1 protein-coding gene and 2 pseudogenes are annotated in these 12,849 nt (G+C 71.6%); all 3 read left to right on the top strand.

Going from position 1 to position 12,849, the window contains the following annotated elements; genetic code table 11:
* Window positions 1–26 precede the first annotated feature (26 nt).
* Window positions 27–5,465: pseudogene (locus tag GA0070604_RS34470) on the top strand (type I polyketide synthase); the annotation flags it as partial.
* Between the two features lie 28 nt (window positions 5,466–5,493).
* Window positions 5,494–12,543: a type I polyketide synthase gene (locus tag GA0070604_RS33540; protein ID WP_091118416.1), complete on the top strand. Its 7,050-nt coding sequence runs from the start codon at window positions 5,494–5,496 to the stop codon at window positions 12,541–12,543.
* A pseudogene (locus GA0070604_RS34310) lies at window positions 12,540–12,806 on the top strand (hypothetical protein); the annotation flags it as partial. The gene GA0070604_RS33540 and the pseudogene GA0070604_RS34310, both read left to right, overlap by 4 nt.
* Between the last annotated feature and the right edge of the window lie 43 nt (window positions 12,807–12,849).

The raw sequence follows: 12,849 nt of genomic DNA on the forward strand, positions 1-12,849 counted from the left end.
CACAGGTCGTCGACGCGCTGCGTGCCGCGCTGCTCACGAACGACCGGCTGCGACAGGAGAACAGGCGGCTCGCGGCCCTGTCGACCGAACCGGTGGCGATCGTGGCGATGGCGTGCCGCTACGCCGGCGGCGCGCGGAACCCGGAGGAGCTGTGGTCGCTCGTACACACCGGCACGGACGCGATGAGCAGGCCGCCCACGGACCGTGGCTGGGACGTGGCGGCGGGCGAACCTTCGCCGTGTGGCGGTTTCATGCCCGACGCAGCCGACTTCGACGCCGGTTTCTTCGGTATCTCGCCGCGTGAGGCCGTCACGATGGATCCGCAGCAGCGGCTGCTGCTCGAAACCTCGTGGGAGGCGGTCGAGCGGGCACGCCTCGATCCCCGGTCGCTGCGCGGTAGCAGGACCGGAGTGTTCATCGGCGGGTCGGCGCACGAGTTCATGACCGTGCTGGCCACGGTGCCCGGTGCTGGTGACTACCTGGCGACCGCGGCGTCCGGGAGTGTGCTGGCCGGCAGGATCGCCTACACCCTCGGCTTGGAGGGCCCCGCCATGACGGTGGACACCGCGTGTTCGTCGTCGCTGGTGGCGTTGCACGTAGCGGTGCAGTCGATACGCAACGGCGAGTGCTCGCTGGCATTGGCGGGCGGGGTGTCCGTGATGACCACACTGGGCCCGCTGGTGGCCTTCGCCAAGCAGGGCGGCCTCGCGGCGGATGGGCGATGCAAGTCGTTCGCGGCCGCGGCGGACGGAACGGGCTGGGGTGAGGGTGTTGGGGTCGTGTTACTGGAGCGGTTGTCGGACGCGCAGCGCAACGGCCATCGGGTGTTGGCGGTGGTACGCGGTTCCGCGGTGAACCAGGACGGCGCGTCGAACGGGTTGACGGCGCCGAATGGTCCGTCGCAGCAGCGCGTGATTCGCGCCGCGTTGGCAAATGCCGGCCTCCGGCCGTCAGATGTGGACGTCGTGGAGGCACACGGCACCGGTACCACGTTGGGTGACCCGATCGAGGCGCAGGCGTTGTTGGAAGCCTATGGCCAGCGTGACCCGAGTCGGCCGTTGTGGTTGGGATCGCTCAAATCCAACATCGGGCACACCCAGGAGGCCGCTGGCATCGCTGGCGTGATCAAAATGGTGCTGGCGTTGCAGCATGGTCGCCTGCCAAAAACGCTGCACGTCAACGAGCCGACGCCCCATGTGGACTGGTCCGCCGGTGCGGTCAACCTGTTGACCGAGGAGCAGGAATGGCCCGACACGGGTCGGCCGCGACGTGCCGGGGTGTCCTCGTTCGGGATCAGCGGCACCAACGCGCACCTCATCCTCGAACAAGCGCCTCCGGCGGACCACACCTCTCATCCCGGGCAGATCGGCCGCGCGGGCCTACCGGCGATCCCATGGGTGATCTCCGCACGGGCACCGGAGGCCGTCGCGGCCCAGGCCCAACGCCTCCTGTCGACGTGCGCGGGTGAGTTCGACCCGGTGACGATCGGCCACTCGCTGGCCACCACCCGCTCCGCGTTCGAGTACCGCGCCGCGGTGGTGGCACCCGACGGCGACGGGCTCCTGCGGGGCCTGACCGCCCTTGTCGAGGGCAGGCCGGATCCGTCGGTGACCAGCGGAACCGCCGCCGGTGGCAAGACCGCGTTCCTGTTCTCCGGGCAGGGCACCCAACATCTCGGCATGGGGCGGGAGCTGGCGGGCGCCTTTCCCGTGTTCGCCCGCGCCTTCGCCGAGGTTTGCGACGGGCTTCGCCCCCACATGGACCGACCGCTTCGCGACGTCGTGTTCGCCGCGCCGGATTCGCCGGAGGCGGCGCTGCTCGACGAGACGCGGTACGCGCAGGCCGCGCTGTTCGCGGTCCAGGTGGCGTTGTTCCGGCTCGTCGAGTCGTGGGGACTGCGCCCGGACGTCCTCATGGGACATTCGGTCGGCGAGCTCGCCGCCGTGCACGTCGCCGGTGCGTTGTCGCTCGCGGACGCCTGCTCACTGGTCGCGGCCCGGGGCGAGCTGATGCAGGCGATGCCGCCGGGTGGGGCGATGGTGGCGGTGCAGGCCGCTGCGGACGAGGTCGCCCCCCTGCTCGCCGGCAGGGACGGCGAGGTGAGCCTGGCCGCGGTCAACGGACCCGAGGCCGTTGTGCTGTCCGGAGAACAGGACGCTGTCGCCGCGGTGGCGGCCGTGTTCGAGGCCCAGAGTCGCAGGTCCAAACGCCTGCGTGTCAGCCACGCGTTCCACTCCGCGCGGATGGACCCGATCCTCGCCGACCTGGTGCGGGCGGCGGAGAAGCTGACCTGGCGCTCACCGTCCATCGCAATCGTGTCGACCGTCACCGGCGAACCGGTCGGTGCTGAGCTGTGCGCACCGGACTACTGGGGCCGCAACGCTCGCGGGACGGTCCGGTTCGCCGACGGCATCCACGCGCTCGTCGCCGCCGGGGTGACACGGTGCCTGGAACTGGGGCCGGACGAGTCCCTCTCCACCCTGGGGCAGCACTGCCTCGGCGAGAACGACCGGATCACGTTCGTCCCCGCGCTGCGGTCCACCGGCTCCGAAACGCGCAGCGTGGTGGGTGCGTTGTCCAGCCTGCACACGTACGGCGCCGCGGTGGACTGGCCCGCGTTCTTCGCCCCTGCCGGAGCTGGCACGACGGACCTGCCCACATACGCGTTCCAGCGCCGGCGGTACTGGCCGGCGCGGAAAACGTCGACGGACGCCGCCGCGCTCGGCCTTGATCCGGTCGACCACCCGCTGCTCGGCGCGTGCGTGGTACGCGCCGACGCCGGCACGACCCTGTTGACCGGACGCCTGTCCGTGCGAGCACACCGTTGGCTCGCGACCGAGGAAGTCCTCGGCTGCGTTGAGCTCCCAGCGAGCGCCATGGTCGAACTCGCGATCCGCGCGGGTGACGAGGTCGGCTGCGACGTGGTTGAGGAACTACAGCTCGCCGGACCGCTTGTCCTTCCGGCGGAGGGGAACGTGCGCCTGCAGGTTGTGGTCGGCGCGCCGGACGACGCCGGGAGGCACCCGGTCGAGGTGCACTACCGGGCGGACGGAGCGGACGAGCGCCAGCCGTGGCGCCGCCACGCGACCGGCACGCTGGCCCGGAACGGAGCACCGCTCCCCGAGCCGATCGAGCAGTGGCCGGCGGCCGGCGCGGTCGTGGCGGAGCGGGAAACCCTCGACGGGCCAGCCCCAGGCACCCTGTGGCGCGACGCCGGCAGCGACGTCGTCTACGCGGAGGTCGAACTGCCCGAGGACCATCGCGAGCACGTCGACCGGTTCGGGCTGCACCCCGCCCTGCTCGACGCGGCGGCACGTGCGGCGGTCGCCGCGGGACTGCTGCCCCTGCCCGCCGGCGGTCGAGTCGCGTGGCAGGGGGTGTCGCTGCACGCCACGGGCGCCGTGGCGCTGCGCATGCGTATCGCACCGGACAGCGTGGACGCGGTGACGATCACCGCGGTGGACCTCGCAGGCCGGCCGGTGGCCTCGGTGAGGGCGCTGTCAGTCCATGCGGCCGACGGTGTCGCCCGGGCACCGGAGGGCGGCCCCGACTGCCTGTTCACCGTGCGCTGGCGCCCCTTCACCCCGGTTTCTGCCGGGCAGGCGCCACAGCCGTATCTGGTGCTCGGCGACAGCGACGGCGAGTACGCCGACCTGGCCGCGCTGGCCGAGGCGATCGACGGCGGACACGATGTGCCAGGTGTCGTGGTCATGCCGGTGTGCGCCGAGGCGGTCGCGGACACCGATGTTGTGGCGGCGGTGCGTGCGGCGACACACCGGGTGCTGGCCGCGATCCAGCACTGGTTGCGGGACGAGCGCTTCGCCTCCTCGACGCTTCTGATCGCCACGAGGGGCGCGGTCAGTACGCAGACCGATGGTGATGTCGCGGATCTCGCCGGCGCCGCGGTCTGGGGACTGGTTCGCACGGCACAGTCCGAACACCCCGCCCGGTTCGTCCTGGTGGATCTGGACGGGAGTCCGTCCGTCCCGCCGATGGGTGAGCTGCCTGGCTGGGGTGAGCCGCAGCTGGCCGTGCGTGCCGGACAGTTCCTTGTTCCCAGGCTGGCCAGGGCCACCATCTCCGAAGCCGGGAGCGGCAGCGCGTTCACCCCGGACGGGACGGTGCTGGTCACCGGCGCCACCGGCGGCTTGGGACCGCTCGTCGCCCGCCATCTTGTCGAGGTGCACGGGGTGCGCCGGCTTCTCCTGATGAGCAGGCGAGGCGGGGCGGCGGAGGGCGTGACCGACCTCGTCGCCGACCTGATGCGGTCCGGCGCGGCCGTGACGGTGGTGGCCGGTGACGTCGCGGACGCCGGCGCGGTGCGCCGCGCGCTGGCCGAAGCGGAGCCGGACCACCCCGTGCGCGGCGTCGTGCATGTCGCCGGCGTGCTGGACGACGGTGTCGTGGCGGCCCTGACACCGGAGCGGGTCGACAACGTGCTGCGCCCGAAGCTCGACGCCGCGGTGAACCTGCACCAGTTGACCAAGGACCTCGACCTGTCCGCGTTTGTGCTGTTCTCCTCGGCCGCCGGCATTCTCGGTGGCCCGGGACAGGCGAACTACGCCGCGGCTAACGCGTTCCTGGACGCGTTCGCGCAACATCGCCGCGCCAACGGCCTTCCTGCGGTCTCCCTGGCATGGGGAGGGTGGGGAGGTGGCACCGGCATGGCGGGAGAGGTCACGCGGCCGGGCCGATCCCGACTGGCGCGGGGCGGCATGGCCCTGCTGTCTGTTTCCGAGGGGCTGGCACTGTTCGATGCCGCGCAACGGGGACGCGACTCTGTCGTCGTACCCATGCGAGTGGACGTGTCCTCGGTGCGGGTGCACGCGGAGGATGTGCCACCGCTCCTGCGGGACCTCGTACCGGTACGTCCCAGACGTGGGGCGGCGAGCGGGGCGGCACCCACCTTCCGACAGCGGTTGGCGGCGCTATCCGCACCGGAACGGGAACGCGCGCTGCTCGACCTGGTCCGCACTCACGTGGCCGCGGTGCTGGGGCACTCGTCCCCGGAACAGGTCGAGCGTCACCGCGGCTTCCTCGACCTCGGCCTTGACTCCCTGACCGCACTGGAGCTGCGCAACGGGCTCGGCGCGGCGATCGGGCTCCGGCTGTCCGCCACCCTGCTGTTCGACTACCCGACGCCGGTCGACCTGGCCGCGCGGCTCGGTGAGTTGGTCAGCCCGGACGGGTCGACCACGAGGGCTGCGGTGCTTGCCGCGATTGCCCAACTCGAGGCGGGCCTGGCCGAACTGGACAGCTCGGTTCGCGGCTACGACACGGTGGCGCGCCGGATGCGGGCCATGGTCGCGAAGTGGCAGGAGAGGCAGGGCCGCGATCACGGCGACGCCCCCGACGTGGACTTCGGCTCGGCCACGGCCGACGAGATGTTCGAGTACATCACCCGAGACCTCGGTCTCGCCCACGCGGACGAGAAAGACGTGCCCGGCCAACCCGAGGCGCACTAGTCGGTACCACTTCCATCGAGGACGGCGTATGGCCAACGAGCAGAAGCTTCTCGACTACCTCAAGCTGGTGACGACCGACCTGCGGCAGACTCGCCAGCGCGTGGAACAGATCGAGTCCCAGCGGCACGAGCCGATCGCGATCGTCAGCATGGCCTGCCGCTACCCGGGCGACGTGCACTCGCCCGACGAGTTGTGGCGGATGCTCACCTCGGACGTGGACGCGATCGGCGCTTTCCCGACCGACCGGGGCTGGGGCAGCGAGGTGCTCGCCGCGCAGGAGGCCGGGCAGATACCCGGTGGCGGGTTCCTGCACGAGGCGGCGATGTTCGACCCCTTGTTCTTCGGGATCTCGCCGCGCGAGGCGGTCGCGATGGATCCGCAGCAGCGGCTCCTGCTCGAGGTGTCGTGGGAGGCGTTCGAACGGGCGGGCATCGATCCGGGATCGCTGCGCGGCACGCCCACCGGTGTCTTCGTCGGCGGCGCTCCCCAGGAGTACGTGGAACTGGCGTCGGCGTCGCCGGACGCGGCGGGCACGCACCTGATGACCGGCAACGCGGGCAGTGTGATGTCGGGCCGGATCGCGTACACGTTCGGGTTGGAAGGCCCCGCCGTGACGGTGGACACGGCGTGTTCGTCGTCGTTGGTGGCGATACACCTCGCTGTGCGGTCCCTGCGCAACGGTGAGTGCACGTTGGCGCTGGCCGGTGGTGTCACGGTGATGGCGACGCCGGCCTCGTTCCTCGAGTTCTCCGGCGAGGGGCTTGCCAGCGACGGGCGGTGCAAGCCCTTCTCCGCCGCCGCGAACGGCACCGGTTGGAGTGAGGGCGCCGGCCAGCTGCTGCTGGAGCGATTGTCCGACGCGCGGCGCAACAACCACCCGGTGCTGGCCGTCATCCGGGGAAGCGCGGTCAACCAGGACGGCGCGTCTAGCGAGCTGACGGCGCCGAACGGGCCGGCACAGCAACGGGTCATCGAGCAGGCACTGGCGGACGGCCGGCTGTCGCCCGCCGAGGTGGACGTCGTGGAGACGCACGGTACGGGCACGGCGCTGGGCGACCCGATCGAGGCACAGGCGCTGCTGGCCACCTACGGCCAGGGCCGGCCCGCGGACCGGCCCGTGTGGCTGGGGGCGGTCAAGGCGAACATCGGGCACACGCAGGCGGCGGCCGGCGTGGCCGGCGTGATCAAGATGGTGCTGGCGATGCGGCATGGTCACCTGCCGCGCGTGCTGCACCTGGACGAACCCACCCCGAAGGTGGACTGGACCTCGGGTGCGGTGCGACCGCTCGACAAGGCCCGACCGTGGCCGCAGGTGGACCGGCCCCGCCGGGCCGGCGTGTCCTCGTTCGGGATCAGCGGCACCAACGCGCACGTCATCATCGAGCAACCCGAGCGGGTGGACGTCCCGGCGGGGCGGGCGCCGATGCCGTGGTTGATCTCCGGCCGAACCGAGGCAGCGTTGCGGGACCAGGCCGCGCGCCTGCGCGACCACCTTGCCGACCGGACCGGCGACTCGCTCGACGGGGTCGGGCTCGCACTGGCGACGGCGCGGGTGCACATGAGGCACCGGGCGGGCGTCATCGCCGCGGACATGGACGGCCTGCTGCGCGGGCTCACGTGCGTCGCCGAGGAGCGGCCGTCCCCGACGGTCGTCGAAGGGGTCGCGGTCGAGGAGGCCAAGGTCGTCCTCGTGTTTCCCGGCCAGGGTACGCAGTGGGCGGGTATGGCGGCCGAACTGCTGGCGGACAGCCCGGTGTTCGCCCAGCGAATGCGTGAGTGCGCCGCCGCCCTCGCGCCCCACGTGGACTGGTCGCTGCTGGAGGTCATCGAGCAGTCGCCCGGCGCACCGGCGCTGGACCGGGTCGACGTCGTGCAACCGGCGCTCTTCGCGGTCATGGTCAGCCTGGCCGAGCTCTGGCGGTCGTGTGGCATTCGTCCCCACGCTGTCATCGGTCATTCGCAGGGCGAGATCGCGGCGGCCGTGTTCGTCGGCGCGCTGTCGCTCGAGGACGGCGCCCGCGTGGTCGCTCTCCGCAGCCGTGCGCTGGCGGAGCTCGCGCCAGGCGGTGGTATGGCATCGGTGGCGCTGCCTGTCGAGCAGGTGCGGCAGCGGATACGTGATCGGGTGGACCTCTCGATCGCGGCGATCAACGGGCCGGCAGCGGTGGTGCTCTCCGGCGCCGCGCCGGCGCTGGACGCGCTGGTGGCCGAACTGGAGGCGGACGGTGTGCGGGTACGCCGGATCGCGGTGGACTACGCCTCGCACTCCGCACAGGTGGATGCGCTGCGGCCGGTGCTGGCCGAGGTGCTCGCGCCGGTTGCGGCCACCACGTCGGACATCGCCTTCTATTCGACCCTGACCGGGACCCGACTGGACACCAAGGACCTGATCGCCGACTACTGGTATCAGAACCTGCGCCAGGAGGTCCGCTACGAGCAGGCCGTCCGAGCCGCGCTGGCGGACGGGCACAACGCATTCCTCGAATGCAGCCCGCACGAGGTGCTGACGCTCGGTACCCGTGCCATCCTGGAGGAGTCCGAGCGCCCCACATGGACCGGTGGGACGCTGCGAAAGGATGAGGGCGGCCTTGCCCGGTTCATGCTTTCGCTGACCGAGGCGCATGTGGGCGGCGTGCCCATCGACTGGGCGACGCTGCATGGCACCGGCGTGCCGGATCTGGATCTTCCGACGTACCCGTTCCAGCGCAGGCGCTACTGGGTCGAGAGCAGGGCGCGCGCGGGTGACGTGACCGCGGCGGGACTGTCGGTCGCCGACCACCCGCTGCTTGCCGCCGGCATGGAGTTGCCGGACGGTGGCGGGCTCGTGCTGAGCGGTCTGCTGTCGCTGCGCGCGCAGCCGTGGCTCGCCGACCATGCCGTCATGGGTTCCGTCCTGTTCCCCGGCACCGCGTTCGTGGAGGTCGCCGTCTACGCGGGTGACCAGGTCGGCTGCGAACGGGTGGACGAGCTCACCCTGCACACCCCGCTGGTGCTGTCCGCCAGCGGCGCCACACAGCTGCGCGTCGTGGTCGGGAAACCGGAGGCCCAGGGGCGGCGGTCCGTCGACGTGTACTCGCGGCCCCAGGCCGCCTCCTACGACGCGCCGTGGACACACCACGCCACCGGCATCCTGGCCGCGGGCGGCGCCACCCCGTCCTCCGACCTGGCGCAGTGGCCGCCTGCCGGCGGGGAACAGATGGAGTTCGACGGCCTCTACGACCGCGTCGCGGAGACCGGGTTCGCCTACGGCCCGGCGTTCCAGGGTCTGCGCACGGTGTGGGTCGCCGGTGACGACGTGTATGCCGAGGTCGTGCTTCCTGAGCAGGTGCGGGGCGACGCGGGGGACTTCGGCCTGCACCCCGCGCTGCTGGACGCCGCGCTGCACGCGGTGGGGTGGAGCGCGTTCATGCGTGAGGCAGGGCAGGGCATGCTGCCCTTCGCGTGGCGGGGCGTCACCCTGCACGCCAGCGGCGCCGCGGCACTGCGGGTCCGGCTCCGGGTGTCGGCCACCGGGTCGGTCCGGATCGAGGCGGCCGACGAGGCGGGAAACCCGGTTCTCTCGGTCGATTCGCTGAGGACCCGGCCGGCGACGCAGCAGTCACTGCGGAGTGGCGATACGCACCACGACTCGCTGTTCCGGCTCGCGTGGACCCCGGTGCGCGCACAGCCCGAGCCGGTCGGCCCCGGCGGTCTGGCGGTCGTCGGCGCCGACAGGCTCGGGCTCGGCGGCGCTCTGCGCGTCCCGCGCTACGCCACGTTCGACGAACTTCTCGCCGAGGAGACCGTGCCGGATATCGTGCTCGTTCCGCTCGGTGGGGAAGCAGGGCGCGACCTCGCCGAACGGGCGCGGACCGCCGCTGTCGACGTGCTGGCGCTCGTCCAGGCCTGGCTCGCCGAGCCGAGGTGCACGGGGGCCCGGCTGGTGTTCGTCACGCGTTCCGCGGTGTCCACCCGGCTGGGCGAGGACGTCCGGGACCTGACGTACGCCGGGGTGTGGGGGCTGGTGCGTGCGGCGCAGACGGAGCATCCGGACCGCTTCGGGCTGCTGGACCTCGACCTCGACGGAACAGAAGGGGTGGCCGACGCGGTCCTGGCCGGGCTGGGCAGCGGGGAACCCCAGCTGGCCGTCCGGTCCGGCCGGGTGTTGACGCCCAGGTTGGCCAGGTCCGCGTCCCCCGATGTCCTGTCAGTTCCGGGTGGTGACGCCGCGTGGCGGCTGGACGCCGCCGGCGACGGGACGATCGACGGTCTCACCGTGGTCGCCTGTCCGCACCTCGACGAGCCGTTGGGGCCGGGGCAGGTCCGGGTCGCGGTGCGCGCCGCCGGTCTCAACTTCCGGGACGTGGCCATCGCGCTGGGCATGGTGCCGGACCAGGAGGTGATGGGCAGCGAAGGAGCCGGAGTGGTCGTCGCGGTCGGCGACGGGGTAACCCGCTTCGCCGCCGGTGATCGGGTGATGGGTGTGTTCAGCGGCTCGTTCGGCCCAGTGGCGGTCACCGACCAGCGGTTGCTGACCGACATTCCGGACGGCTGGGACTTCGCCACCGCGGCGTCGGTGCCCATCGTGTTCCTCACCGCCTACTACGGGCTCCGCGACCTCGCGGGGCTGCGTGCCGGGAACTCGGTGCTGATCCATGCCGCTGCGGGAGGCGTCGGCATGGCGGCGGTGCAGCTGGCGCGGCACTGGGGCGCGGAGGTCTACGCGACCGCGAGTACCGGCAAGTGGGACACCCTGCGCGCGATGGGGCTGCCCGAGTCGCACATCGCCAACTCCCGGACACTTGACTTCGAGCGGACCTTCCTCGACGCCACCGGCGGCGCCGGCATCGACGTGGTGTTGAACAGCCTCGCCGGCGAGTTCGTCGACGCGTCGCTGCGCCTGCTGCCCCGCGGTGGCCACTTCGCCGAGATGGGCAAGACCGACAGGCGCGATCCCGAGCAGGTCGCTGGCACGCATCCAGGCGTGCGGTACCAGGTGGTCGACCCCGCCGAGGCCGGGATCGACCGGATGGGCGAGCTGCTCACCGAGATCATGACAATGTTCGCCGACGGCGTGTTGACGCCGCTGCCGGTTCGAAGCTGGGACGTGCGGCGTGCCAAGGAGGCGTTCCGGTATCTCAGCCAGGCGCGGCATGTCGGCAAGCTCGTACTGACTATGCCCACTGGGTTCGCTCCCGAGGGCACGGTGCTGATCACCGGCGGCACCGGCACCTTGGGCGGTCTGATCGCCCGTCACCTCGTGCTCCGGCACGGTGTACGGCACCTGCTGCTCGTCAGCAGGCGGGGATCCGCCGCCGACGGCGCGGCCGACCTCGAGCGCGAGCTGGTCGCCATGGGAGCGCACGTCACGATCGCCGCCTGTGACGTCTCTGACGGAACGGCCGCTGCGGACCTGTTGGCGGGCATTTCCGAACGCCACCCGCTGACGGCGGTCGTGCACGCCGCCGGTGTGCTCGCCGACGCGACCGTGGAATCGCTCGACAGCCGGCGAATCGACGCGGTGATGCGGCCCAAGGTGGACGGCGCGCTGAACCTGCACCGGCTCACCACCGGGATGGGGCTGGCGGCGTTCGTGCTGTTCTCCTCGGGCGCTGGCGTCCTCGGCGGCGCCGGCCAGGCGAACTACGCCGCCGCGAACGTGTTCCTGGACGCGCTGGCATACCACCGGAGGGCGGGCGGTGACCGCGCGACCGCGCTGGCCTGGGGACTGTGGGCCGAGCGCAGCACCATGACGGGGCACCTGAACGCCACCGACGTAGACCGGATCAGCCGGACAGTGGTGTCACCGTTGTCCTCCGAGCAGGGAATGGCGCTGTTCGACGCGGCCCTCGGTCTCGACGAGGCGCTGCTGGTACCGATCCCGATCGACGTCGGGGCCCTGCGTGCCCAGGCGGGGTCGGCACCGGTGCCACCGTTGCTGCGCGGGCTCGTGCAGGCCCCGGCCCGCCGCGTGGTGGACGCGCGGGACGCCTCCGGCGCCTCGGCACTGGCCCGGCTGCTCGCCGGAGCGTCAGATCGGGAGCGCCGCAGGATCCTGCTCGACCTCGTGGTGACGAACGTCGCCGCGGTGCTGGGCGACGCGGTTCTGGACGATGTCGAGCCGGACAGGCCGTTCAAGGATCTCGGGTTCGACTCGTTGACCGCGCTGGAGTTGCGCAACCGGCTGTCCGTGGCGACCGGCACCCGCCTGCCGGCGACGCTAGTGTTCGACCACCCGACACCCAACGCCATGGTGGACCAGCTGCTCGGCGGCATCGCCGGAGCCGAGGAGCAGCCGGTGGCCGCGCCGCCGCTGCCGGCGACCGGGGTGGACGAGCCGATCGCGATCGTCGGGATGAGCTGCCGGTTCCCGGGTGGGGTGACCAACCCGGACGAGTTGTGGCAACTGGTCAGTGCCGACGGCGACGCCGTAACCGGGTGGCCTGCCGATCGCGGCTGGGGTGACCCGGAGGTGAACGGAACGGGCGCGTTTCTGTCGGGTGTGGCGGATTTCGACGCGAGCTTCTTCGGGGTGTCACCGCGCGAGGCCCTCACGATGGATCCGCAGCAGCGGTTGCTGTTGGAGGCGTCGTGGGAGGCGGTGGAACGGGCGGGCATCGACCCTGCTTCGTTGCGAGGGAGCAGGACGGGTGTGTTCATCGGCGGCAGCTCACAGGACTACCTCGCCTACGTCATCGCATCCGGCAGCGCCGCCGCCAGCCACCTGCTGACCGGGACCGCGGGCAGTGTGCTGTCCGGTCGCATCGCGTACGTGCTGGGCACCGAGGGACCGAGCGTCACCATCGACACCGCGTGTTCGTCGTCGTTGGTCGCGATGCACCTCGCGGCGCAGTCATTGCGTGGCGGTGAATGCGACCTCGCGCTCACGGGCGGCGTATCGGTCATGTTCACGTCCGGCCTGTCCACGGAGTTCGCCCGGCAAGGCGGTCTCGCCGCCGATGGCCGTTGCAAGGCGTTCGCGGCGGCGGCGGATGGGACCGGTTGGGGGAGGGTGTTGGTCTCGTTCTGTTGGAGCGGTTGTCGGATGCGCGGCGAAATGGTCATCGGGTGTTGGCGGTGGTGCGTGGTTCGGCGGTGAATCAGGATGGTGCGTCGAATGGTTTGACGGCGCCGAATGGTCCGTCGCAGCAGCGGGTGATTCAGCAGGCGTTGGCCAATGCGGGGCTGGGTGTGTCCGATGTGGATGCGGTGGAGGCGCATGGTACGGGCACGACGCTGGGTGATCCGATTGAGGCGCAGGCGTTGTTGGCGACGTATGGTCAGCGGGATCCTGGTCGGCCGTTGTGGTTGGGGTCGGTGAAGTCGAACATCGGGCACACGCAGTCTGCTGCGGGTGTGGCTGGTGTGATCAAGATGGTGTTGGCGCTTCGGCATGGCCGGTTGC

The sequence above is a fragment of the Micromonospora eburnea genome, from assembly GCF_900090225.1.
GTDB lineage: Bacteria > Actinomycetota > Actinomycetes > Mycobacteriales > Micromonosporaceae > Micromonospora > Micromonospora eburnea.